General features: G+C 63.8%; 20 protein-coding genes, 1 other RNA gene and 2 pseudogenes. 9 read left to right on the top strand and 14 right to left on the bottom strand.

Annotated features, from left to right (window positions below; all coding sequences use genetic code 11):
• Positions 1-199 precede the first annotated feature (199 nt).
• From BJ6T_RS39760 to BJ6T_RS39745, 4 genes are all read left to right on the top strand, one after another.
• Positions 200-1,393 carry an efflux RND transporter periplasmic adaptor subunit gene (locus BJ6T_RS39760; protein WP_038933460.1) on the top strand — a complete coding sequence of 398 codons (1,194 nt, stop codon included), beginning with the start codon at positions 200-202 and terminating at the stop codon, positions 1,391-1,393.
• A 6-nt stretch (positions 1,394-1,399) separates the two neighbouring features.
• Complete coding sequence (locus BJ6T_RS39755; RefSeq protein ID WP_014498154.1) at positions 1,400-4,555, top strand: multidrug efflux RND transporter permease subunit; 3,156 nt, start codon at positions 1,400-1,402, stop codon at positions 4,553-4,555.
• Between the two features lie 109 nt (positions 4,556-4,664).
• Positions 4,665-4,916 (top strand): hypothetical protein, encoded by a 252-nt coding sequence (locus BJ6T_RS39750; RefSeq protein ID WP_014498153.1) that lies wholly within the window; start codon positions 4,665-4,667, stop codon positions 4,914-4,916.
• A gap of 177 nt (positions 4,917-5,093) precedes the next feature.
• On the top strand, positions 5,094-6,221 hold the full coding sequence (locus tag BJ6T_RS39745) for an AAA family ATPase (RefSeq protein ID WP_014498152.1): 1,128 nt from the start codon (positions 5,094-5,096) through the stop codon (positions 6,219-6,221).
• Positions 6,222-6,247: 26 nt separating this feature from the next.
• Here BJ6T_RS39745 and BJ6T_RS39740 read toward each other — a convergent pair whose 3' ends face one another.
• The 8 genes and pseudogenes from BJ6T_RS39740 to tkt all read right to left on the bottom strand — a co-directional run bounded on the left by BJ6T_RS39740 (position 6,248) and on the right by tkt (position 15,780).
• Positions 6,248-7,033, bottom strand: a complete 786-nt coding sequence (locus BJ6T_RS39740; protein ID WP_014498151.1) for an inositol monophosphatase family protein — start codon at positions 7,031-7,033, stop codon at positions 6,248-6,250.
• A gap of 84 nt (positions 7,034-7,117) precedes the next feature.
• Complete coding sequence (locus tag BJ6T_RS39735) at positions 7,118-8,200, bottom strand: tetratricopeptide repeat protein (protein ID WP_014498150.1); 1,083 nt, start codon at positions 8,198-8,200, stop codon at positions 7,118-7,120.
• Between the two features lie 8 nt (positions 8,201-8,208).
• Positions 8,209-8,898, bottom strand: coding sequence for a thiamine phosphate synthase (locus BJ6T_RS39730; protein ID WP_014498149.1), 690 nt, complete (start codon positions 8,896-8,898; stop codon positions 8,209-8,211).
• Between the two features lie 3 nt (positions 8,899-8,901).
• Positions 8,902-9,927, bottom strand: coding sequence for a class I fructose-bisphosphate aldolase (locus tag BJ6T_RS39725; protein ID WP_014498148.1), 1,026 nt, complete (start codon positions 9,925-9,927; stop codon positions 8,902-8,904).
• Between the two features lie 236 nt (positions 9,928-10,163).
• Positions 10,164-11,230 (bottom strand): annotated as a pseudogene (fba, locus tag BJ6T_RS39720) (class II fructose-bisphosphate aldolase).
• A gap of 52 nt (positions 11,231-11,282) precedes the next feature.
• Positions 11,283-12,479 carry a phosphoglycerate kinase gene (locus BJ6T_RS39715; protein ID WP_014498145.1) on the bottom strand — a complete coding sequence of 399 codons (1,197 nt, stop codon included), beginning with the start codon at positions 12,477-12,479 and terminating at the stop codon, positions 11,283-11,285.
• 138 nt (positions 12,480-12,617) lie between these two features.
• On the bottom strand, positions 12,618-13,625 hold the full coding sequence (gene gap, locus BJ6T_RS39710) for a type I glyceraldehyde-3-phosphate dehydrogenase (RefSeq protein WP_014498144.1): 1,008 nt from the start codon (positions 13,623-13,625) through the stop codon (positions 12,618-12,620).
• A 169-nt stretch (positions 13,626-13,794) separates the two neighbouring features.
• Positions 13,795-15,780: a transketolase gene (tkt, locus tag BJ6T_RS39705; RefSeq protein ID WP_014498143.1), complete on the bottom strand. Its 1,986-nt coding sequence runs from the start codon at positions 15,778-15,780 to the stop codon at positions 13,795-13,797.
• 285 nt (positions 15,781-16,065) lie between these two features.
• On the opposite strand from tkt, the gene BJ6T_RS39700 reads away from it, so the two are divergent.
• The 5 genes from BJ6T_RS39700 to BJ6T_RS39685 all read left to right on the top strand — a co-directional run bounded on the left by BJ6T_RS39700 (position 16,066) and on the right by BJ6T_RS39685 (position 18,734).
• Positions 16,066-16,386 carry a DUF4164 domain-containing protein gene (locus BJ6T_RS39700; protein WP_020608063.1) on the top strand — a complete coding sequence of 107 codons (321 nt, stop codon included), beginning with the start codon at positions 16,066-16,068 and terminating at the stop codon, positions 16,384-16,386.
• The gene (locus BJ6T_RS39695) at positions 16,383-16,766 is read left to right on the top strand and encodes a cell division protein ZapA (RefSeq protein WP_014498141.1); all 384 of its coding nucleotides are present in this window, start codon (positions 16,383-16,385) and stop codon (positions 16,764-16,766) included. The genes BJ6T_RS39700 and BJ6T_RS39695 overlap by 4 nt, the downstream gene beginning before the upstream one ends.
• 218 nt (positions 16,767-16,984) lie before the next feature.
• Positions 16,985-17,145: non-coding RNA, 6S RNA (ssrS, locus tag BJ6T_RS42855), on the top strand.
• Between the two features lie 190 nt (positions 17,146-17,335).
• A complete protein-coding gene (locus tag BJ6T_RS39690; RefSeq protein ID WP_014498140.1) occupies positions 17,336-17,932 on the top strand; it encodes a 5-formyltetrahydrofolate cyclo-ligase in 597 nt (198 codons plus the stop codon).
• A complete protein-coding gene (locus tag BJ6T_RS39685) occupies positions 17,910-18,734 on the top strand; it encodes a TIGR00282 family metallophosphoesterase (RefSeq protein ID WP_014498139.1) in 825 nt (274 codons plus the stop codon). The genes BJ6T_RS39690 and BJ6T_RS39685 overlap by 23 nt, the downstream gene beginning before the upstream one ends.
• Positions 18,735-19,006: 272 nt before the next feature.
• Here the strand turns inward: BJ6T_RS39685 and BJ6T_RS39680 are convergent, their stop codons facing one another.
• The 6 genes and pseudogenes from BJ6T_RS39680 to BJ6T_RS39660 form a co-directional block, all read right to left on the bottom strand.
• Complete coding sequence (locus BJ6T_RS39680; RefSeq protein WP_014491453.1) at positions 19,007-19,966, bottom strand: IS5 family transposase; 960 nt, start codon at positions 19,964-19,966, stop codon at positions 19,007-19,009.
• A gap of 100 nt (positions 19,967-20,066) precedes the next feature.
• A complete protein-coding gene (locus tag BJ6T_RS39675) occupies positions 20,067-20,534 on the bottom strand; it encodes a nuclear transport factor 2 family protein (RefSeq protein ID WP_014498138.1) in 468 nt (155 codons plus the stop codon).
• A gap of 93 nt (positions 20,535-20,627) precedes the next feature.
• Positions 20,628-21,077 carry a YbgC/FadM family acyl-CoA thioesterase gene (locus tag BJ6T_RS49005; protein WP_225895125.1) on the bottom strand — a complete coding sequence of 150 codons (450 nt, stop codon included), beginning with the start codon at positions 21,075-21,077 and terminating at the stop codon, positions 20,628-20,630.
• A gap of 489 nt (positions 21,078-21,566) precedes the next feature.
• Positions 21,567-22,682: pseudogene (locus tag BJ6T_RS49000) on the bottom strand (recombinase family protein); the annotation flags it as partial.
• A 1,432-nt stretch (positions 22,683-24,114) separates the two neighbouring features.
• Positions 24,115-24,429: a hypothetical protein gene (locus BJ6T_RS39665; RefSeq protein ID WP_014498135.1), complete on the bottom strand. Its 315-nt coding sequence runs from the start codon at positions 24,427-24,429 to the stop codon at positions 24,115-24,117.
• A gap of 13 nt (positions 24,430-24,442) precedes the next feature.
• On the bottom strand, positions 24,443-24,856 hold the full coding sequence (locus BJ6T_RS39660; RefSeq protein ID WP_014498134.1) for a hypothetical protein: 414 nt from the start codon (positions 24,854-24,856) through the stop codon (positions 24,443-24,445).
• Between the last annotated feature and the right edge of the window lie 65 nt (positions 24,857-24,921).

Genomic DNA, 24,921 nt, shown 5'->3' with positions numbered 1-24,921 from the left:
ACCCGATTCACAATCCGGTGAGTCCCGAAAAACGCCCTGAACTCAGCAGGATAGGTCATGTGGCATTGAGCCGCCCACGTAATGCGTTGCGTCGCAGCAAGTACGTTCTATTTTGACGGCATCAGCCGCGTGGAATCGCCCAGAACGGGCTCGTGCGGAGCGTGATTTCAGTTTCAACAACACCGGGGCACTCAACTTCATGTCAGGACTTCGCGCGCGATCGGCATGCGTTGCAATAATGCTCGCGGCCTTTACGCCGCTGCTCGCGGGCTGCGACGAATCCGTCTCTGCGGTGTCCGCTGCCCAGCCCGCCGACCCTGACGTCAGCGTCGTCATCGTCAAGCCGCAGCCGCGCGCCGTGGTGCGCGAGCTGCCGGGCCGCATCGCGCCGACGCGCGTCTCCGACGTGCGGCCGCGTGTCTCCGGCATCGTGGTCGAGCGCCTGTTCCGTCAGGGCAGCGAGGTGAAGGCGGGCGATGCGCTCTACCGCATCGATCCGCGTCCGTTCGAGGTCGAGGTGATGGCCAACGAGGCCGCCGTCGCCAAGGCCGAGGCCGCGCTGATGCAGGCGAGACAGCAGGCGCACCGCATCGCCACCCTCACCAAGGATCGCGCTGCCCCGGAAGCCGAGAACGAGAAGGCGATCGCGGCCGAGCGTCAGGCCCATGCCGAGGTCGAAGGCCGCAACGCTGAACTCGCGCGCGCAAAACTCAATCTCGACTATGCCACCGTGCGCGCGCCGATCGACGGCGTCGTCGGTGCGGCGCTGGTCAGCGAGGGTGCGCTCGCGGTGCAGAACGAGACCAACCTCGCCAGCATCCAGCAGCTCGATCCGATTTATGCCGACTTCACCCAGTCGGTGACCGAGCTCAACCAGCTCCGCCGCGCCTTCGAGAGCGGCGACCTCGAGCGCATCGCGGCCGATGCCGCCAAGGTGCGCCTCGTGCTCGACGACAACACCCTTTATTCGCTCGACGGCAAGCTGCTGTTCTCGGATGCCAAGGTCGATGCCCATACCGGCCAGGTGACCTTGCGTGGCGAGTTCCGCAATCCCAAGCGCGAGCTGCTGCCGGGCATGTATGTCCGCGTCCGGATCGACCAGGGTCTCGACAGCGATGCGATCGCGGTGCCGCAGCAGGCGATCCAGCGCAACGGCGGCGGCGGCAGCGAGGTGTTCGTCGTCAAGGACGACAATCGCATCGCCGTGCAACCGGTCCGCACGGGGTCGGTGCAGGACGGACTCTGGTTCGTGACCGAGGGCCTGAAGGCCGGCGACAAGGTCGTGGTCGAAGGCTTCCAGAAGTTCGCGGCCGGCGACAAGGTGAAGCCGCAATCCTGGTCGGAAGCGGAGGCCACCGCGGACAATCGGCACGCCCAGAAGCTGACGCGGTAACGCGCCATGGCGAGTTTCTTCATCGACAGGCCGATCTTCGCCTGGGTGGTCGCGCTGTTCATCTGCTTGATCGGCGCGATCGCGGTCCCGCTGCTGCCGATCGCACAATATCCGATCATCGCGCCGCCCTCGATCTCGATCTCGACCAGCTATCCCGGCGCCTCGCCCGAAAACCTCTACAACAGCGTCACCCGGCTGATCGAGGAGGAGCTCAACGGCGCCTCCGGCATCCTCAATTTCGAATCGACCAGCGACTCGCTCGGCCAGGTCGAGATCATCGCCAATTTCCAGCCGGGCACCGATACCAGCGCCGCCTCCGTCGAGGTGCAGAACCGCATCAAGCGCGTCGAAGCGCGGCTGCCGCGCGCGGTGATCCAGCAGGGCATCCTGATCGAGGAAGCCTCGAGCGCCGTGCTCCAGATCATCACGCTGAACTCGACCGACGGCAGCCTCGACGAAGTCGGCCTCGGCGACTTCATGATCCGCAACGTGCTCGGCGAGATCCGCCGCATCCCCGGCGTCGGCCGCGCCACGCTTTATTCGACCGAACGCAGCTTGCGCGTCTGGGTCGATCCGGCGAAGCTCGTCGGCTACGGGCTGACCGCGGACGACGTCAACAAGGCGATCGCCGCGCAGAACGCACAGGTCGCTTCGGGCAGCATCGGCGCCGAGCCGTCGACCGCGAGCCAGCGCACCTCCTCGCTGGTGCTGGTCAAGGGCCAGCTCTCGTCCCCGGACGAATTCGGTTCCATCATCCTGCGCGCCAATGCCGACGGTTCGACCGTGCGGCTGCGCGACGTCGCGCGCATCGAGGTCGGCGGCCTCAGCTACCAGTTCAACACGCGCCTGAACGGCAAGCCGACCGCGGGCCTCTCCGTGCTGATGTCGCCGACCGGCAACGCGCTGGCGACCGCGAGCGCGGTCGAGGAGAAGATGAAGGAGCTGTCGCGCTTCTTCCCGGCCAACATCTCCTACGAGATCCCCTACAACATCACGCCCGTGGTCGAGGCCTCGATCAAGAAGGTGCTGACCACGCTGGTCGAGGCCGTGGTGCTGGTGTTCGTGGTGATGTTCCTGTTCCTGCAGAACATCCGCTACACCATCATCCCGACGATCGTGGTGCCCGTGGCGCTGCTGGGCGCGTGCACCACGCTGCTGCTCGCCGGCTATTCCATCAACATGCTCTCGATGTTCGGCATGGTGCTCGCGGTCGGCATCCTCGTCGACGATGCCATCGTCGTGGTCGAGAACGTCGAACGCATCATGTCCGAGGAGGGCCTGCCGCCGAAGGAAGCGACGCGGAAGGCGATGTCGCAGATATCGGGCGCCATCATCGGCATCACGCTGGTGCTGATGGCCGTGTTCGTGCCGATGGCGTTCTTCCCCGGCTCGGTCGGCATCATCTACCGCCAGTTCTCGGTGACCATGGTCGCCGCGATCGGCTTCTCCGCCTTCCTCGCGCTGTCACTGACGCCGGCGCTGTGCGCGACCCTGCTCAAGCCCGTTGCGGCCGGCCACGGCCATGCGAAGCGGGGCGTGTTCGGCTGGTTCAACCGCATGCTCGAAGGCGGCAAGGAGGGCTATTCCCGCACCGTCGGCTTCTCGCTGAAGCGGACCGGCCGCCTGATGCTGGTCTATGTCGCGCTGCTGGTTGGTCTCTCCTGGGCCTTCGTCAGCCTGCCCGGCGGCTTCCTGCCGATCGACGACCAGGGCTTCGTCACCACCGACGTGCAGACGCCGTCGGATTCGTCGTATCCCCGCACCGAGGCCGTCATCGAGAAGGTCGAGAAATATCTCGCCGAGCGCCCGGGTGTGAAGGATGTCACCTTCCTCACCGGCTTCAGCTTCTCCGGCCAGGGCATGAACACCGCGCAGGCCTTCATCACGCTGAAGGACTGGTCGGAGCGCGGGCCAAAGGACTCCGCCGCCGCGATCGTCAACGACATCAACCGCGATCTGTCGTCGTCGATCCGCGATGCAAAGATCTCCGCGCTCCAGCCGCCGCCAATCGACAATCTCGGCAATTCCTCGGGCTTCTCGTTCCGCCTCCAGGACCGCGGCCAGAAAGGCTATCCGGCATTGATGCGCGCCGCCGACCAGCTGATCGCGGAGGCCAATGCCAGCCCCGTGCTTCAGAAGGTCTATATCGAGGGCCTGCCCGAAGCCGGCGTGGTCAATCTCGTGATCGACCGCGAGAAGGCCGGCGCCTTCGGCGTCACCTTCGAGGACATCAACAACACGATCTCGACCAATCTCGGCTCGAACTACATCAACGACTTCCCGAACCGCGGCCGCATGCAGCGCGTGGTGGTGCAGGCGGATGCCCGCGACCGTATGCGGACCGAGGACATCCTCAACTACAACGTCAAGAACAGCCGTGGCCAGCTCGTGCCGTTCTCCTCCTTCGCCACGGTCGAATGGGCGCGCGGCCCGACGCAGATCGCGGGCTTCAATTATTATCCCGCTGTGCGCATCTCCGGCGAAGCCAGGCCCGGCTTCACCTCGGGCGACGCGATCGCCGAGATGGAGCGGCTCGCCGGCAGACTGCCGCGCGGCTTCGGCTATGAATGGACCGGACAGTCGCTCCAGGAGAAACTGTCGGGCTCCCAGGCGCCGTTCCTGCTGGCGCTGTCGGTGTTCGTGGTGTTCCTGTGTCTTGCCGCGCTCTACGAGAGCTGGACCATTCCGCTCGCGGTGCTGCTCACGGTCCCGCTCGGCATCGTCGGCGCGGTGGCCGCGGCGATGCTGCGCAGCCTGCCCAACGACGTCTATTTCACCGTCGGCCTGATCACCATCATCGGCCTCGCCGCAAAGGACGCGATCCTGATCATCGAGTTCGCCAAGGATCTGCGCAAAGAGGGCAAGCCGCTGGTGGACGCCACCATCGAGGCCTGCCGCCTGCGCTTCCGCCCGATCCTGATGACCGGCCTTGCCTTCATCTGCGGCGTGCTGCCGATGGCGATTGCGCACGGCGCTGGCGGCGCCAGCCAGCAGGCGCTCGGCAGCATCGTGATGGGCGGCATGATCGCGGTGGTGATCCTGGCGCTGCTGATGGTGCCGGTGTTCTTCGTCTCGGTGCAGCGCGTGCTGGCGGGGGATCGGGAGCCGAAGGCCGCGAAGGAAAGCGAAGCGTACGGCCCGCCGGCGCGGGTGAAGCCATAGGCTAAGGCGCACTCCGATCCTTACGAAACCTTCACGTTCTCTCATGGAACCGGACGTCGGCAAATCTGTTTGCCCGCGGGGTTAGGGGTTCCACGGAGATGACGTCCAAATGTTGAAGAAGATCCTTGCCGCAGCCGCTGTCGGCACCGGCGTGCTGATGATGTCGACCTTCACCGCGTCGGCGGCGATCGTGTGTAAGGGCCACACCTGCTGGCACACGCATGAGGCCTACGACTTTCCTCACGAAGCGGGCGTAGTCGTCCATGAGGACAATTGGCACTGGGGCCCGCGCGAAAAGTTTGCCTTCCGCGAGCACGAGGGCCGCGGCTATTGGCACGGCCGCAAATGGGTGGCGTGGTAATCGGCTGGGTATGACGCGAGACCGGAGGCCGCGATTTAGCGGCCTCCACGTCGCGCGACGTCAAGAAGGCGTTCGGCTTGCTTTCGCGGGAGCGTCGATCCAGACTGCATCCCTGGATTGAAAGCAGGTGTGTTCGCGCTACGCCGCCAATGCACACCTGCCGATTGAGAGCATGTGATGCGTCCGACCGAAATTGCGATCTCGAACTATCGCTCCATTCGGCGGCTCTCCATACCAATCCACCCCCTGTCCGTGTTTGTGGGCGAGAATGGTGTCGGCAAATCCAATCTCTACAAGTCCTTGTCGCTCTTGCGCGATGCGGCAAGCGGGCGGATCACGCGCACGATCGCCGACGAAGGCGGATTGAATTCAGTCTGCTGGTCCGGCATCCGCAAACGCGGCGAAGATGGGCGACTGCGGTTGTCGGCCAAATTCGACCGTATCAAATATTCCATTGAGATCGGATTTCCTGGCCCGCTTGAGGCGGCGTTTTCCAGCGAGCCGATGATCAAGACCGAAAGTATCGAGACGGCACAGGGCAAACGAACGATTCAACTGATGGAACGGAAGAATTCGCTCGTCAGCATCCGCGGCGAGAGCGGCGCATGGAGCAGCCACAAGGACGCGGTGCTGCCGTCCGAGACGGCGCTCGCGGGCTTTTCCGATGGCAAGGAATGCCCCGAAATCGATTTGATCAGAAACGCAATGCTGGGCTGGCGCTTCTACCACGACTTTCGCACCGATCCGGCATCACCGATACGAAAGCCTTGCCTGGCGATCACGACGCCCTCGCTCAGCGCCGACGGAAGCGATTTGGCCGCGGCCCTGGCAACACTTTATTTCATTCGGGAAGATGCCATCGACTTGCAGGACGCGATCCAGGATGCATTCCCGGGCGCTGAGCTCCGCGCATGGGAAGAAAATGGTTGGTGCGAATTTGATTTGCAACTGGCGGATATGCCGCGGCCGTTCAAGGCCCACGAATTGTCCGATGGAACGCTGAAATATATCTGCCTGCTCGCGGTATTCATGGGCTATCGGCTGCCGCCCTTCATCGCGCTGAACGAACCGGAGACCAGCCTGCATCCGTCGCTGCTCGCGCCATTGGCCCGGCTGATCGCCAAGGCGTCACGCCGCGCGGACATCTGGATTGTCACCCACTCGAAGCAGTTGATGGAGGCATTGCGAAGCGAGAGTTCGGTCCCGCTTCGCCGGGTGATCAAGCCGAAAGGCGCCACGACGATCGAGGGCCTGACCATTGGCGGTGAATATCGGGACGAGGAATCCGACGAAGACGACTCTTAATCGTTGCAGGTCGAGCCGTCGGACGCCTACTTCCGCAAGATCTTCACCAGCTCGCCGTGCACGAACTCATTGCCGCACACGACGTCGCCCGTGACCAGCGCGTCGCCCGGCGTTGCGATGTCGCTTACCGTGCCGCCTGCCTCGCGCACCATGATCATGCCGGCGGCGATGTCCCAGGATTGCAGGTTGCGCTCCCAGTAGCCGTCGAGGCGGCCGGCGGCGACGAAGGCCAGGTCGAGGGAGGCGGCGCCGAAACGGCGCAGGCCCGCGACGCGGTCCTGGATCGCGGTCATCTCGCGGCGGAATTCCTCGTGGTCGCCGCGGCCGATATGGGGCAGGCCGCAGGCCACCACGCATTCGTTGAGCTGGCGGCGGCCGGCCACGCGCAGGCGCTGGTCGTTGAGGAAGGCGCCCTTGCCGCGCTCGGCGATGTAGAGCTCGTCATTGGCGGGGTTGTAGATCACGCCCGCAATGATCGTGCCCTCGCGCACGAGGCCGATCGAGATCGCGAATTGCGGGATGCCGTGCAGGAAGTTGGTGGTGCCGTCGAGCGGGTCGACGATCCAGGTGTGGCTCTTGTCGGTGCCCTCGCGGGTGCCGCCTTCCTCGCCGATGAAGCCGTAGCCGGGACGGGCCTTGGCGAGGTCCTGATAGAGGATCTCCTCGGCGCGCTTGTCGGCCAGCGAGACGAAATTGGCCGGCCCCTTCAGCGAGACCTGGAGATGCTCGATCTCGCCGAGATCGCGCTTGAGGCTGCGGCCGGCGCGGCGCGCGGCCTTGACCATGACGTTGATAGTGGCGGAATACAGCATGTGCTCTGGTCTTGATCGGGGGAAATGGCGCGAAATCGCGCCTGTTTGAAGGATGGGGTGCCCTGCGAGGGCGTTTGCGTCAAGTCATTTGGTCCCGAGCCATTTTTTGGCGGCGGCCTCGGCCTTGCCCCGGTCCTCGGCCGGCAGGTCGGACAATTGCTTGTCGAGCTCCGGATCGCCCTTGCCGGCGGTTTTCGCCACCAGGTGCCATTTAAAGCCCTCGACCTTGTCTACGGACGTGCCCATGCCGTTGATCAGCACCCAGGCAAGGCGGTTCTGCGCGATCGCGCTGCCCTGGCGGGAGGCCTTGCGGAGCAACGCGACGGCGGCCGGCTGGTTCTTCGGCGTGCCGGTGCCGTTGAACATGGCGATGGCATATTCGACCTCGGCATCGACATTGTCTGCCAGTGAAGCCGCCTGGAGCAGGCGCACCGCGCGTTCCGGGTCCTTCGGCACGCCGGTGCCTTCCTTGTAGAAGGTCGCCAGCGCGTATTGCGCCTCGGGCAGGCCGGCGTCGGCGGCCTGACGCAGCAGCTCGGCGGACCGCTTGACGTCCTGCGGCAGGGTCTGGCCGTCGAGGTAGAGCAGCGCGAGGTTATAGGCCGCCTTGGGCTCGCCGAGCTTGGCGGCGGAAGCCATCAGCTTCACGGCCTCGCCTTTGTCGACCGAGCCGCCGCGGCCGGAAATTCGCAGCATGGCGAGCGCGAACATCGCCTCGCGGTCGCCGGCATCGGCGGCGCGCTTGTACCATTCCAGCGCCTTGGCGTAGTCGCGGCGGATGCCCATGGCGTTGGAATAGAGCTCGCCGAGCATGGTCATCGCCTTGGGATCGCCCGCCTGTGCGCGGGCGGTGGCGAGATCGAACGCCGTCTTGTACTGGCCGCGCTGATAGGCGCCGAACACCAGATCGACATTGGGATTGTCGGCGGCCGGTGCGGGGATCACGGTTGCGGGCAGCGCCGGCTTGGGCGAAGCGGCCGGCTTGGGCGAGGCCGAAGGTTTTGGCGCCGGCGCGGCCTCCTTCTTCTTGGCGGCCGGGGGCGGCTTGGGCTTCTGTTTCTCAGGCACGGCGCCCGGCGTTGTTACCGGCGGCGTGATCTGGAGCTGCGCGGCCGCGGGCGCCGTCAGCAGCAGCGTGGCCAGGATGGTGATGCGCGGGAACTTCATGTCGGGCGCTAGCCGTGCTCCTGGCCCGCAGGATCTTGACCAACAAGCGCAGCCGCATGGGCCTTCTTGATCGCAGCGTCGACCTCGATCAGCGCGGCCTTGGGACCGCGCGGGTCGGACCAGACGAAATCGCCGACCAGCACGAAATCGGCGCCGCTGGCGGCGAAGTCGTGCGCCTCTTCGAGCGAGGTGGCAAAGCCGACGCAGGGCGGCTCGAACAGCTCGGCCCACCAGTCCAGTCGCTCGGCGATCGCCTGGGACGACGGGCGTTGGCCCTTTGCATCAGGCTCGCCGAACAGCACATAGTCCGCGCCCATCTCACCCGCATCCATGGAATGGTGTCGCGTCGTCAGCCCGCCGACGCCGGCGATGCGATCGGGCTTGAGCGATGGCAGCGCCTCTTTCAGCGCGGCGATGCCGGGTAGGTGCGCGCCGTCGGCGCCGCCACGTGCGACCAGTTCGGCATGACCTTCAACGAGCAGCGCGGCGCCCGCCTTCTGGACCGGCGGGGCCAGCGCCTTGATGCGCGTGATCATGGTGCGCTGGTCGGTCTCCTTCAGCCGCAGCAGCACGGCCGCGATGTCGGCGGCAGCGAGCAGGCCCGGTAGCTCGGCGACGAACGCAGCGGGATCATCGACGGCAGGCGTCGCGAGATAGAGGCGCGGCGCCGGGCGCGGCGGAGGCGATTTGTTCGACAAGATCTAGGCTGCTTTCTTTTCCAGGCTGCTTTGCCATTCGCCCTTGGACGCCAGACCATTCATCCGGGCGCGATGGCTGAATGCATTTTGGCCGGCTGCGACATTCTCGGCCTTGCCGGACCAGGCCTTCTGCGGCGCGGCCTGCAGCGCGCGGCCGTAGGAGAAGGTCAGGCCCCAGGGCAGCGGCCCGAGCTTGTGCATGGCGTTGAGATGCGCCGTCGCCTCTTCGTCCGACTGGCCGCCGGAGAGGAAGGCGATGCCGGGCACGGCCGCGGGCACGCAGGCCTTCAGCAGCCGAATTGTCTTCTCCGCGACTTCCTCGACGGAGGCCTGCTTCGCGCATTTCTTGCCGGAGATCGCCATGTTCGGCTTCAGCACCATGCCTTCGAGCGCAACGCGCTGCACGCGCAATTCCTGGAAGGTCTTGTTGAGCACGCGGGTCGTCACCTCATAGCAGCGGTCGATGTCGTGATCGCCGTCCATCAGCACCTCAGGCTCGACGATCGGCACGATCTGCGCGGCCTGGCACAGCGCTGCGTAGCGAGCCAGCGCATGGGCGTTGACGCCGATCGCGGTCATCGAGGGAATGCCGCTGCCGATATCGATCACCGCGCGCCATTTGGCGAAGCGCGCGCCGCGCTCGTAATATTTCCTCAGGCGTTCGGCGAGCTTGTCGAGCCCGACGGTGACGAGCTCGCCCGGACACATCGGCAGGGCTTGCGTGCCCTCGTCGACCTTGATGCCTGGGATGGCGCCGCTCTGTTCGATCAGCTTGACCAGGGGCGTGCCGTCCTTCGCATCCTGCCAGATCGTCTCGTCATAGAGGATCACGCCGGAGATGTACTGGCTCATGGCCTCCCTGGAGCGGAACAGCATCTCGCGATAGTCGCGGCGATTTGATTCCGTCGATTCCACCCCGATCGCGTCAAAGCGCTTCTTGATGGTGCCGGAGGATTCGTCGGCGGCAAGGATGCCCTTGCCGGGCGCGACCATGGCGGTCGCGATCCTGTTGAGCTCAGTCAGATTCATCGAGAGGTCCTCCCAAAACGATTCTGCCCTTGCCTGTGAAAATAGACCGTTCTCGGGCAATTGCCGAGTTAACGTTCGTCGCAGGGTAAAGGGGCTTTCTGTCATTCCGGGATGCGCCGAAAGGCGCAGGCCCGGAATCCATAACCCCAGGCTGTGGTTATGGATTCCGGGCCCACGCTTCGCGTGTCCCGGAGCGACCCGGGAATGGGCCTGAGGGGCTTACGCCACCGCGATCGCTACGCGACGCGGGGATCCAGCTCGCCCTTGGCGTAGCGCTTGGCCATCTCGGCGGGGGTCAGGACCTTCTTGAACTTGGAGGCCTGGCCTGCGGTATTGAACTCCTGGAGCCGCTGCTTGCACAGCTTGGTCATGGCTTCCATGGCGGGCTTCAGGTACTTGCGCGGATCGAACTCTTCCGGGTGCTCCTTGAACACCTTGCGGATCTGGCCGGTCATCGCCATGCGGTTGTCGGTGTCGATGTTTATCTTGCGCACGCCGTTCTTGATGCCGCGCTGGATCTCGGCGACCGGCACACCCCAGGTCGGCTTCATCTTGCCGCCGAACTCGTTGATGATGTCCTGGAGGTCCTGCGGCACCGAGGAGGAGCCGTGCATCACCAGATGCGTGTTCGGCAGCTTGCGGTGGATCTCCTCGATCACGTTCATGGCGAGGATGTCGCCGTCAGGCTTGCGGGTGAATTTGTAGGCGCCGTGCGAGGTCCCCATCGCGATCGCGAGCGCGTCGACCTTGGTCTCCTGGACGAACTTCACGGCCTCGTCCGGATTGGTCAGCAGCTGGTCGTGGCTCAGCTTGCCTTCGGCGCCGTGGCCGTCTTCCTTGTCGCCCATGCCGGTCTCGAGCGAGCCGAGCACGCCGAGCTCACCCTCGACCGAGATGCCGCCGAGATGGGCCATGTCGGTCACGGTCTTGGTGACGCCGACATTGTAGTTCCAGTCGCCGGGGTCTTGCCGTCGGCCTTGAGCGAGCCGTCCATCATCACCGAGGTGAAGCCGGCCTGGATCGCGGTCATGCAGGTCGCGGCCTCGTTGCCGTGGTCGAGATGCACGCAGACCGGAATGTGCGGATAGATCTCGGTCACCGCGTCCATCATGTGCTTGAGCATGATGTCGTTGGCGTAGGAGCGCGCACCGCGCGAGGCCTGGATGATGACGGGCGCGTCAACCGTGTTGGCCGCGTCCATGATCGCCAGCGCCTGCTCCATGTTGTTGATGTTGAAGGCCGGTACGCCGTAATCGTTCTCCGCTGCATGGTCGAGCAATTGACGTAACGTGATCCGAGCCATCTGTCTTTTTCTCCGGTTTGGGCCTGCAAGGCCGACTTAAAAGGCCGACTGATTACTTGGTGCGCAGAACTTCGACGCCGGGAAGGGGCTTGCCTTCCATCCATTCAAGAAATGCGCCACCGGCGGTCGAGACGTAGGTGAATTGACCGGCCACGTGGGCCTGGTTGAGGGCCGCGACCGTGTCGCCGCCGCCCGCGATCGAGATCAGCTTCTTGGCCTTGGTGCGCTCGGCGGCATGCTTGGCGGCCGACACGGTGCCGCGGTCGAACGGCTGCATCTCGAAGGCGCCGAGCGGTCCGTTCCAGACCAGCGTGGCGGCGTCGTCGATCGCCGCGTGGACGCGCGCGATCGACTGCGGGCCGACGTCGAGGATCATGCCGTCGGCGGGGATCGCATCGAGCCCGTAGGCATGCGAGGGCGCGTTCGCCGCGAAATGATAGGCGACGGTGGCGTCCACCGGCAGGATGATCGCGCAATTGGCGGCTTCCGCCTTCTCCATGATGCGGATCGCAGTCGCGGCGAGATCCTTCTCGGCCAGCGACTTGCCGACCGCGACGCCCTGGGCGTGCAGGAAGGTGTTGGCCATGCCGCCGCCGATCACGAGCGCATCGACCTTGGTCACGAGGTTTTCGAGCAGATCGATCTTGGTCGAGACCTTGGCACCGCCGATGATCGCGATGACGGGCTTGGTCGGCGAGCCCAGCGCCTTCTCCAGCGCGACGAGCTCGGCCTGCATGGTGCGGCCAGCATAGGCCGGCAGCTTGTGGCCGAGGCCTTCGGTCGTGGCATGGGCGCGGTGCGCGGCCGAGAAGGCGTCATTGACCCAGATGTCGCCGAGTTTTGCCAACTCCGCGACGAAGGCGGGATCGTTCTTTTCCTCTTCCTTGTGGAAGCGGGTGTTTTCCAGGCACAGGATGTCGCCGTCCTTCAACGCCGCCACGGCCGTGGCTGCGGGCTCGCCGACACAGTCGTCGGCGAAGGCGACGGGCCTGTTCACGACTTTCGACAGCGCTTCGGCAACCGGTTTGAGCGACTCCTTGGGGTCGCGTCCCTTCGGCCGGCCGAAATGCGCGAGCAGGATGACCTTGCCGCCCTTGTCCGAGATTTCGGTGATGGTCGGCGCGACGCGCTCGAGCCGGGTCGCGTCGGTGACGCGCCCGTTGTCCATGGGCACGTTGAGATCGACGCGCAGCAGCACGCGCTTGCCCTTCACATCGACGTCGTCGAGGGTGCGGAATTTGTTGGTCATCGGACACTCTCTTGTCCCGGGCGCATAGCGGCGCGGAGTGCCGCTGTGCAGAACCGGGACCTACGCTGGAGGGACATGCGTCCCGGATCTGCGACGCAGCGTTTCACGCTGCATCGCGTCCGGGACACGAGAGCGGCGTTAGATCACCTTCGCGAACGCGACGGCGGTGTCCGCCATGCGGTTCGAGAAGCCCCACTCGTTGTCGTACCAGGACATCACGCGCACCAGCGTGCCGTTCTGCACCTTGGTCTGGTCCTCATGGAAGGTCGAGGAGTGCGGATCATGGTTGAAGTCGATCGAGACGTTCGGCGCGGTGGTGTAGCCGAGGATGCCCTTGAGCTGCTGCTCGGAGGCGCGCTTCATCGCCGCGTTGATTTCCTTGGCGTCGGTGGCGCGCTTGGCGATGATCTTGAGGTCGACGACCGAGACGTTCGGGGTCGGCACGCGGATCGCGACGCCGTCGAGCTTGCCCTTCAGCTCGGGCAGCACGAGGCCGATCGCCTTGGCGGCGCCGGTCGAGGTCGGGATCATCGACATCGCAGCCGCACGGCCGCGATAGAGATCCTTGTGCATGGTGTCGAGCGTGGGCTGGTCGCCGGTGTAGGCGTGGATCGTGGTCATGAAGCCGGTCTCGATGCCGACCAGGTCGTTCAGCACCTTGGCGACCGGCGCAAGGCAGTTGGTGGTGCAGGAACCGTTGGAGACGACCAGATGATCCTTGGTCAAGGTGTCATGGTTGACGCCGTAGACGATGGTGGCGTCGGCGCCGTCGGCGGGCGCGGAGACCAGCACGCGCTTGGCGCCGGCGGTGAGATGCGCGGACGCCTTGTCCTTCGAGGTGAAGATGCCGGTGCATTCCATCGCGATGTCGACGCCGAGATCCTTCCAGGGCAGCTTCGAGGGATCGCGCTCGGCGGTCACCTTGATCTTGCTGCCGCCGAGGCTGATCGAGTCGCCATCGACGGTCACGGTGCCGGGGAAGCGGCCATGGACGCTGTCGAAGCGAAGGAGATGCGCGTTGGTCTCGACCGGGCCGAGGTCGTTGATGCCGACGACCTCGATGTCCTTGCGGCCGGACTCGGCAATAGCACGCAGGATGTTGCGGCCGATGCGGCCAAAACCGTTAATTCCAACGCGGACTGCCATGTTTCATCTCCTTATGACCGTTCAATGACGGGTTCGATAAGCCTAATCATCCCGCACAACGCGCTCTACGCGCCTGCGAGGGTTTTTTAGGGGCGGACGCCCGGTTCGGCCGGGCGGTGCTTGATCATATGAGACGTTACGTAGTCCTTTTTTTTGGCAAGCTCAACTCTCAGCTAACGCGCTTCAGCACAGCGTTAACCGCAGCCTCGGCGGTAATGCCGAAATGCTTGTAAAGATCCTTCGCCGGCGCGCTCGCACCGAACGAATGCATGCCGATAAAATCGCCATCCTGGCCGATCACGGCATCCCAGCCCCAGCGCACTGCGGCCTCGATCGCGACCTTCACCGGTGCGTTGCCGATGATCTCGGCGCGCTTGGCTTCTGGTTGCGCTAACAAAAGCTCGAGCGAGGGCACCGAGACCACCCGTGACGCGATGCCGCGCTCGGCGAGCTGCTTCTGGGCGGCGACCGCGATCTCGACCTCGGAGCCGGAAGCGAACAGCGTCGCCTTGGCTTCGCCCTGGGCGGCGACCAGCTCGTAGGCGCCCGCCGCGCAGGGATTGTCGTTCGGCGCATTGGTGCGGAGCTGCGGCAGGTTCTGCCGCGTCAACGCCAGCACGGTCGGGCCGTCGATACGATTGAGCGCAAGCTCCCAGCACTCGGCGACCTCGATCGAGTCGGCGGGGCGGAACACGCGCATGTTCGGAATGGCGCGAAGTGCGGCGAGATGCTCGACCGGCTGGTGGGTCGGGCCGTCCTCGCCGAGGCCGATGGAATCGTGCGTCATCACGTAGACGACGCCGGCGCCCATCAACGCGGCAAGGCGCATCGCGGGACGCGCATAATCGGTGAACACCAGGAAGGTCGCGCCGTTCGGCGCGAAGCCGCCATGCAGGAAGATGCCGTTCATCGCGGCCGCCATGCCGTGCTCGCGGATGCCGTAATGGATGAAGCGGCCCTTCGGCGTCTTGGCGGAGAAAGCTGTGGCCGACTTCGCCTTGTTGTTGTTGGAGCCGGTGAGGTCGGCGGAGCCGGCGAGGAATTCCATCGGCATCGCGCCGGCGATGACTTCGATCACCGCTTCCGAGGATTTGCGGGTCGCCGCAGTCATCGGCTTTTCCAGCAGCTCCTTCTTGTACGCGCGCACCGCCTTCGCGAGCGAGGCCGGACGCTCGTGGCGCAGACGGCGCTCGAACTCGGCGCGCTTGCGGCTGCCGAGCTCACCGAGCCGTGCTTCCCATTCCTGCCGTGCCGCCGCGCCGCGGCTGCCGGCTGCGCGCCAGGCCTTCAGCACGTCATCCGGCACCGAGAACGGCTCGAGCGAGATGCCGAGATTTTCCTTGGCGGCCTTGAGCTCGTCGGCGCCGAGCGCCTCGCCATGCGCCTTCGCGGTGCCGGCCTTGTGCGGCGCGCCGAAGCCGATGGTGGTGCGGCAGGCGATCAGCGTCGGCTTGTTGGATTTTTGCGCGCGGGTGATCGCTGCAGCAATGGCGGCCTGGTCATGGCCGTCGATCTTTTCGGCGGCCCAGCCCGCGGACTTGAAGCGCTTCACCTGGTCGACGGAATCGGAGATCGAGGTCGGCCCGTCGATCGAGATGCCGTTGTCGTCGTAGAGCACGATCAGCTTGCCGAGCTTCCAGTGCCCGGCCATCGCGATCGCTTCCTGCGACACGCCTTCCATCAGGTCGCCGTCGGAGGCGAGCACGTAGGTGTGGTGGTCGACGATCTTCTTGCCGAACTCGGCGGCCAGCATCTTCTCGGCGAGCGCCATGCCGACCGCGGTCGAGATGCCCTGGCCGAGCGGACCGGTGGTGGTCTCGATGCCCTTGGTGTGGAAGTTCTCGGGATGCCCCGGGGTCAAGCCGCCGAGCTGGCGGAACTGCTTGAGCTGATCCAGCGTCATGCCGGCATTGCCGGTCAGATACAGCAGCGAATAGAGCAGCATCGAACCATGACCGGCCGAGAGCACGAAGCGGTCGCGGTCGGGCCAGTCGGTGACTGCGGCGTCGAATTTCAGGAATTGCGTGAACAGCACCGTGGCGACGTCGGCGGCGCCCATCGGCAGGCCGGGATGGCCCGATTTCGCCTTCTCGACAGCGTCCATCGAGAGGCCACGGATCGCGTTGGCCATGCGGTTGTGGTCGACTTGCGTCATGTCTGAAATCCGTCTGAAATGAGGCGCTTGGCGGTGGTGCGGGCCGCGTGGGGGGAGCCTGGCGGCCACGGAGGGTTGGGCTGGGATAGCACCTCGGTTCCGGGAGTCCAAGGCAATCAAACGTCGGTTTGGCCGTAAAAGTTGCTTAGCAGTGCATAGTTTCGCGGCGACGTTGCGCTCCGCTAGCTTGCCACGTAAATTTCTGCTTCTAACCGCTTGCCGAACCGAGTCTTTTGCCGGACGGCAAGCCCCATGGGCAAGGCCACAGGTTCCGCCGCTGACTGCATGAACGATCGCGTGTCCAACAGCTCTGCCATGACGGAGTCCTCCGCCGTCGAGATCGAGATCGCGACCCGCAGACTCATGGCGGCGCTCGACGCGCTCGAAAGCGCGGTGGAGCGGCGGCGCGATGCCGATCGCGACGAGAACGAGCTCGCGGCGCGAATCCAGGCACTGGGCGCGGATCGCTCGCGGCTTGCCGATGAGCTCGACGGCGCGCTGGTGAAGGCGCGCAAGCTCGAGCGCACCAATCGCGAAATCTCCGATCGACTGGATTCCGCCATCGTCACGATACGCTCGGTGCTCGATACCGGAGAGGACGGATGAGCCACATCAACGTCACCATCAACGGCCGGCAATACCGCATGGCTTGCGAGGAGGGCCAGGAGGTGCGGCTGCTCAAGCTCGCCGAAAGCCTGGAGGCGCGGATTCAGTCGCTGCGCGGAAAATTCGGCGAGATCGGTGATGCCAGGCTCACCGTGATGGCGGCGCTGACCGTCTGCGACGAGCTGGTCGACGTCGGCAACCGCGTCCGCACCATGGAGCAGGAGCTGACTGAGCTCAGGGATTTCCGCAATGCCGCCGTCGAGCGCGCCCGCATGACCCAGACCGCCGTGGTGAATGCGCTCAACGCCGCCGCCGAGCGCATCGAGAAGTCGACCCAGGTCCTGAACCGGACGGTGGGCAACGGCATCGCGATCGGCTGACGGGCGATTGCCACCCGGTCGGTGCGCTCTCTCCCCGCTCGCGGGGGAGGGTTGGGGAGAGGGTGTCTCCTCATTGGGACAATCCCCCAGAGGAAAGAGCCCCTCTCCCCAACCCTCTCCCGCAGGCGGGAGAGGGAGTTCACCGGTGAACTTGGCGAGCAAGTGAACAACCACCACCCGGGCTGGCGATTCGCCAGTATCGTTGTTAGATTGCGCAGGCGAGGCTGCGACGTGCGTCAGGAGCCATATATCCCCGGGGCCTTATCGATCCTTTAGGGAACTGTCCCTGGCCGGGCCCGTGGGCTCGGACATATGGTGCCCACCTACTTTCGTAGGGAACTCCGGGATCGAGTGCTTCAACGGCGTCCGCGGCTTCGCACTTTTGTTGCTTGGTTTATGCTTGTCGAAACGACTGCGGCCAGTTCAACAAGTGTCATGCCCCGGCTTGACCGGGGCATCCAGTACGCCGCGCCCTTTGTGTGAATCACCACCGCCTCTGGAATACTGGATCACCCGCTCCAGTGCGCAAGGGCGCACAAGGCGGGTGATGACGTGGGGGACCCAAGCGCATGCCCAACTCGAAAGCCGAACTCCGTGCCAAGGCCCTCGCGGCGCGCGACGCGCTGAGCGAGAAGAAGCGCACCGCCGCCGCCGCAAAGCTCGCCAAGCGCGGGCTGCCGTTTCCGCTTTTGCCCGGCAGCATCGTCTCCGGCTATTCCCCGATCCGCAGCGAGATCGATCCGCTGCCGCTGATGAAGGCACTCGCCGAGGCAGGCGCCAGGCTCGCGCTGCCCTGCGTCACCGCCCGCGGCCAGTCGCTGATCTTCCGCATCTTCCATCCGAACGACCGCCTGATGCTCGGCCCGCTCGGCATTCCCGAGCCGTCGCCGGCAGCAAGCGAAGTCATCCCGGACATCATGCTGACGCCGCTGGCGGCCTTCGACCGTCTCGGCCATCGCATCGGCTATGGCGCGGGGCACTACGACCACACCTTCGCGCATCTGCGCAAGGCCAAGCAGATCGTCGGCATCGGGCTCGCTTTTGCAGCCCAGGAGATCAAGGCGGTTCCGGCACTATCGCACGACGTCGCGCTGGATTATGTGCTAACGGAATCGGACGTGTTCGATTTCCGGAGTTCTGAAGTTGCGCATTCTCTTCGTGGGTGATGTCGTCGGCCGTAGTGGCCGCAACGCCATCGCCGAATATCTGCCCGGCATGGTCAAGGACTGGTCGCTCGATTTCGTCGTCGTCAACGGTGAGAATTCCGCCGGCGGCTTCGGCATCACGGAAGCGATCTATCAGGAATTTCTCGACGCCGGGGCCGACGCGGTGACGCTCGGCAATCACTCCTGGGACCAGCGTGAAGCCCTGGTGTTCATCGAGCGCGCCGAGCGCCTGGTGCGGCCGGCGAACTATCCGCGCGGCACGCCCGGCCGCGGCGCCGCGCTGGTGGAGACCAAGAACGGCAAGCACGCGCTCGTCGTCAATGCGCTCGGCCGCGTCTTCATGACCCCGTTCGACGATCCCTTTGCCGCGCTCGAGCGTGAGCTCGGCGCCTGTCCGCTCGGCGTTGCGGCCGACGCCATCGTCGTCGACTTCCATTGCGAGGCGACCAGCGAGAAGCAGGGCATCGGCTTCTTCTGCGACGGCCGCGCCAGCCTCGTCGTCGGCACCCACACCCATGTGCCCACCGCCGACCACCAGATCCTGTCGGGCGGCACGGCCTACATGACCGACGCCGGCATGACCGGCGATTACGATTCCATCATCGGCATGCAGAAGGAAGAACCGCTGCGCAGGTTCACGTCGGGGATTCCGTCGGGGCGCTTCGAGCCGGCGGCAGGCGTGGCAACGCTCAGCGGCGTCGCGGTGGAGACCGATGACGCGACCGGGCTTGCACTGCGGATCGCGCCGGTGCGAGTGGGGGGAAGGCTGGAGCCGGCGACGCCGAGGTTCTGGTTGAGTTGAATTCTCGCGCGGCGCGGACGGTGCACCCTCGCCCCTTGTGGGAGAGGGTGGCTCGCCGCGTAGCGGCGAGACGGGTGAGGGGTCTCTCTCCGCGCACTAGTCTCTCGCTGTTGAATTTGCGGAGACACCCCCTCATCCGGCGCTTCGCGCCACCCTCTCCCACAAGGGGCCTGTTGCGTTATCAGCTCTTGAGGCTGAAGACGTCAGGAACGAAGGCCTTGGTCCCGGCAATTGCCTGCCAAGATCTGTAGTTGTCGCCCTCGGAGGGTGGCTCACGCGGCGATTGTGGCCCACCGCCTCATGTTGAAGGCGATCGCGGCGAGCACGACTTGCCCGGTCGCCTTGATCAGACCGACGTAGCGGATGCAGGTCAGCCGCATGCGGCGTTTGAGAGTAGCGAAGGTGGTCTCGACCTGGGCTCGGCGGCGCGCGATGAGGAGGTTGTAGCGTTTGAGCCTGGGCGGCAGTTCCGGATGATGTCTGTTGGGCCGACGAGCGATGCGGGGTTTCTTGCCCTCCGCCTTCAGCCGGGCCCGTCGGGCATGGGTGTCGTAAGCCGCATCGGCCCACACCGCAGCTTCATCGCCCCGGATCAAAGCGTCCGCAGGTGTCGTATCGTTGACGTTAGCGGGTGTGGTCAGCACCGCGCGGATCAAGCCGGATCCTTCGTCCACACCCACATGGGCCTTGTAACCGAAGGTCGAGCCGCTTTTGCCCTGCCGTTTGGCAAACCGGGCATCAGGGTCGTTTGAGGGGCGATCCTCCTTGGGCGGAGCCGAGACTGCCTGGATCAAGGTCGCATCCAGCATCGTGCCGCGCTTGAGGATCACGCCAGCATTCTCAAGCTGACGATCCAATTCGCCAAACAGCTTCTCCAGCAGGCCCTGTTCAACGAGCTGGTTCCGGAAGCGGTTCAGGACCGTGTGGTCGGGCGTCGCATCCTCAAGGCTCAAACCGACGAAGCGCTTGAACGACAACCGGTCGCCCAGCGCTTCCTCGAGTTCGCGCTCCGAAAGACCATACAGCGACTGCAACAGCACAGCACGAAACAGCACCAACACCGGATAGCCTGGTCGACCGGGGCTCCCTTCATCCCGCAAATGGCCGATCAGCTTCTCGAACCGGTACCACTTGACCAGGCCAGCCAGCCGATCCAGCGCCGCATTGGCGCCGGCCCCCTTCGGCATCAGCGCTTCCACAAAGCTCGGCTGTCCCGTCCGCTTGACCGCCATCGCTACCCTCCAAGGCTTTGCCCTAGGGAATCACAATTGACGAATTACGCAACAGCCCCGCAAGGGGAGAGGGTAGAAGCAGCACCGCTTGTGAAAACTATCAGAACGGATCCGTCCCCAACCCCGGCACATCCGCCGGCCGCGGTCCCGGCGCCGGCCAGTGAAACCGGCGATCCTTCTCGGCAATCGCGATATCGTTGATCGACGCCTCGCGCCGCCGCATCAGCCCGTGCTCGTCGAATTCCCACTGCTCGTTGCCATAGGAGCGATACCACTGGCCGCTGGCATCGTGCCATTCGTACTGGAAGCGCACCGCGATGTGGTTGCCGTCGAAGGCCCAGAGGTCCTTGATCAGGCGGTAGTCGTGCTCCTTCTCCCATTTGCGGGTGAGGAACGCAACGATGGCCTCCCGGCCCTGGAACACCTCCGAGCGGTTGCGCCAGCGGCTGTCCTCGGTATAGGCGAGCGAGACTTTCACCGGATCGCGCGAATTCCACGCGTCCTCGGCCATGCGCGCCTTTTGCGCGGCGGTCTCACGGGTGAAGGGTGGAAGTGGCGGGCGCGACATGGTGGCCTCATCGGTTGGTCCGGGCCGCAATCTATCGCCGCAACTGGCGGAGTCGATAGGCGATCACCTATCGGCCGATCACTTATCGGGCGATCAGGAAATCAGATCGGCCTTCATCAGGATGCGGATCGATTTCGGGATCGGCTGGGCGCGGCCGCCGCTGATGAAGGCGACGCGCACCTCGGCTTTCACCAGCACGTCCTCGGCCCGCCGCACCTCCTGCGCCAGCATGATGGAGGCACCCTTCACCGCAACCGGCCACGTCACGACGTCGAGCACGTCGTCCATCCGCGCGGGCTTCAGGAAGTCCAGATGCATCGAGCGCACGACGAAGGCAAAGCCCGCGCCCTCCGTTTCGACCTGGTCGAACAGCGCCTGCTGCTCGGCGCCCATCAGCCGCAGATGATTGGTGCGCCCGCGCTCCATGTAGCGGAGATAATTGGCGTGATAGACGATGCCGGAATTCTCTGACTTGACGTTATCATAGTAGACGAACGCACTGATCTCTCTCGTCTTGCGTCGATTTTCGGGGAAAAGATTCATGCTAGAAAGGGAAGCGCTGTTCAGGTACGGAGTATATTCGTAGGGCATCCGCTTGCGAACCGGATGCACTACGATGCTGTCGATCAAGTTGCGAAAGGCGACGCGGGTTTCGATGGCCTTCGGATTAATCCTCAGCGCGGTGACCAGTCTCTTGGCCTCCGAATGATATCGGTCACCGAACTTTGGATGGTCGAACGGGATCACGTTTTCGCTGCCACTACCCAGCAGCCGCAAGCGCTCCTTAACGGTTTCCCGTTCCACATCGCACTCATCGATCCGCTTGAGCAACTCATCCGGCTTGCGACGGCTGTTTGCGATGGCATATGACAAGCGTTCGATCTCAGTGGTCAACGTACGGAGTCTACGCTCTAAATTTGCGTGTTCGCTGTTCTTTTTCCGATCGTTCTTACGCTCCTCCTTCCAAGCACGCATCGCCTCTTCAATCGCTTTGGGCGAAAGCAATTTTAATTCCATTTTGCTTGAGACATCCTCAAGTAGCACGTCCATGTCAAAGCTCCGAGTGTGCTCACACGTGCCTCGTTGATGCGCATTGGCGCATGCGGCGCGCGGAGCGCCATTCCTGGAGGATTGAGCGATTCGCATATTCCCGTTGCAGACACCACACCGGAGGACCCCAGCAAGTGGGTGCTCATTATTGCGCGGGATCACAGGACGGCGCCGCGGCTTGCCCGTCGGTCCGAACATATGGATGGCGCGGCCGCTGCGAACCTTCTGCGCCCTGTCCCAAAGCACTTGCGGAACAATCCGCAACTCGGGCTTCTTGACAATGATGTGCCGGTCGTCCGGATTGCGGCGTTTCTGTTTCTTCTGCGTTTCCGGGTTCAGAATTGTTGATCGAACGTTCCAATGTATTTCGCCGATATACAGCTCGTTGCCGATAATGCCGCGACCGTGGCGACCGCCAGTTATGCACTGATGATTCCAGGTCGTGCGACCAGCCTTGTTCTTGTGACGGGTGGCGCCAGGCGAGGGCAAGCCTTGGCGCGTGAGATCGGCCGCAATATCTCGGGTTGAACGCCCCGATACATATTCGGTGAAGATGCGGACCACGATCTTCGCTTCGTTCTCATCGATCACGCGCTCACCGGGCGCGCCCGGCCTTGGCCGGTAACCGTAAGCGTATGAGCCAGGAATTCTTCCACTAGCGACAGCATTATCATGGCCACGCCGAACCTTGTCGGCGAGCTGCGGCTTATAAATCGTGTTGTAGAGACTTGCGATGCTGATGTCGGTGGCAGTCGCGTAAACGCCTTTCTGATCCATCAGCTCAACGCCATTGAACTCGAAAACTTGCTTGAGACGCTGGATGGTTGCGGGATCGCGCGACAGGCGATCGAAATGCTCAACGATCACAACATCAAAATCATGGTTTCGCACGCCATTGAGCAATTGCTGATAGCCGTCCCTCGCATTTTCGGTTAGGCCAGACTTCGCGGCATCAACAAATGCACCGATGACATCTAGGTCGTTGCGTGCCGCGATCTTCCGGCAGAGCAATAGCTGACCGTCAATCGAGGTCGCCTTTTGCATGTCGCTCGAATAGCGGGCGTATAACACGGCCCTCTTTTTTATTGGCCTCGTCATCATGCCCTTCCTCCTTTTGGCTGCTCCAAACCGTCGTTTTCGTCTCGCGCAATCTGCCGTCCGATGGCGCGCGCCAGCTCAAGCCAAACTTCCTCATTGTCAGGATTATCCCAACCCTGAGGGTGGGAAGGATCAAGCGGTCGGATGATCGCCTTCTGCCTCCGAGGCGATCGGATTCGAGTACGCATATGGACCGACCGGCAAACGTTAACGTAAATTGTCGCCCAGCGCGATAGCTGGGCTGTGATCACTTGCGGTGCCTGCTTCTGTTATTCGGAGCGTCGATCGCGCCGGCAGAGACCCCTCGCTGATTTCACAATTTTCGTCGGCGTGGTGTTCAGGTTCAGATCGTCCTTCAACCACATCTTTCGTCAGCCTTGGCCGTGCGCCGACAGAAATCACAGAAGGTCCACACTTGACGTTTGCCTCTGGAGTGCTCACGGAAGTCTCGATCTGAGTAATTGTGGGTCCAATCATGTTGACCGCTGCAGCGGTCAATGAAAATGAGAGTTTTCTGGTGTCGCGGTGCTCCACATCGGGCGTTAGCGCATTCCTGCGATAGCGGTCGTAGGCGAGAGAATTCTTGCCAAACAAGGCGGAGTAAAAAAACTTGCGCCTGACGGCGACGAAAGTCCGTGCCCGTGTCCATATTTAGCGGTGCAGTTATCCGCTCCGTCTGATGCCAGCGGTTGCCGCAGACGAGACGGCTTCATTGATCAGTGAAATCCGGCGGTCGGCCGACAAATCGTGGCGCACGACGCTAGATGCGGTTGTCCTGATCTGAGTATACGCACGGAGGAATTGCTGAGACGCCGCCTGTTTTAGCCACTACCTTCGTCGCTTGGGGAGATATGGAAGACCACAAGGGAGGCCTTCTTCGGCCGGTGCCGCAAAATGCGGTGGAGTCTGAAAAGACAATCTTTTTGCAGGAGCCCATCCAATCGCGAAAATTTTCCACGAACCGGCCTCGCAAGCGCTGATCTTCACCGTGGAAACGCGTCTGATGGGCCGATGCGGCGGCTTGTTGCTCCCGGTGGATTGCGTTGCTTCAATCCTTGTCGTCTCCGAGGAAGCGCAGGTCAGCAGATAATCGTTCGCCGCCTTCTGATCGTCGCCCGAACCAAGGAGCCGATTGGCCGCCGGCAGGGCACTCACAGCGGTGAGCGAGTAAGCAGTACCTGCTCTCCATTGTCCCCCCGCCCTCTATACAAGCCTTATTGCCGGCCTGGTCGGCGTGTTCTACTGGGGTCTTCCCGGACTCTGACACCATTGATTGGTGTGCTGTTCGCGGAAGTGGTGCGAGTCACTGTCTTCGTCGCCTCCGCAATCACGGGCGTCCTGACGCTGCGAGTTGAACCGACTAACGGGTAGTGTCTCAGTTCGAAATTTAGCGAGACTTTGTCGGGGGCGCGGATGAAAAAGAGGAACTTTCTCAGTGACCGTCAATCTCGCGCATGAGCAGGTAGCGCCGCAGCACTGCCGCCGCCTCCTGCTCTGAGACTCCGCTCGTTTGCTTGCTGGGCTGGCCGTCGATGATCGGCGAGTAGGCTGCCGCCTGCCGTATGACCGCGTGAAGGTGCCGCATCTCGTCATCGGTCATGCGCCGGTTGAAGTAGAAGCAAAGCGTCTTCTCGCTTTCGGCATCGCGGCCAGCGGCGGGGCAGCGCAGCGGCTCCTGTTTCGCGCCGCTGACAAGCCGCAGCGCGGGCCCGGGGTGCGGTGTTCCGGTCTTGGGGGTGTCGGACACGGGACGATCTCTCTCAACGTGTGGGTGAGGCTACGGGCGGAGTTTTGGGCAGGCGGCAGGCGCGCTTCTCCGCATCCACGGCGATCGCCGAGAGCGTTTCGTTCTGATCAATGAGAAGAGAGATCGCCTTCGTCGCCCAGTCCTCGTAGGTCAGGGTGCCGGTTTCCCACAAGAAGACAAGCGCGCGGGCGACCGCGTTATGGCGGGATAGTTCCTGCAGCTTGCAGAAAAGCTCGGCGTTCATTTGTACGGGCATGATCTTCTCTTCGTCAGTGTCGGGGTTTTCAGTCGACACTAGTCCAAGCAATGCCGGCTCGAGTCTGTCGGCGCGATCTTTCGTGATCTCACGTTCGGCACGCAACACGCGCTCACCGAGTTCGCCGAGGGCTTTTCGCTGCCTAGCGAGCTGCTTCTGCAGATACGCCATGCTGATCTATGCTCGCTCTGTTTTGTCATCGCGGGCGATCCTGCGTCAGTCGTCGGTGTGTGAGC

The sequence above is a fragment of the Bradyrhizobium japonicum USDA 6 genome (genome assembly GCF_000284375.1).
GTDB lineage: Bacteria > Pseudomonadota > Alphaproteobacteria > Rhizobiales > Xanthobacteraceae > Bradyrhizobium > Bradyrhizobium japonicum.
Note: the sequence above shows the minus strand (reverse complement) of the source record. Positions and strands in the feature narration are given on the sequence as shown.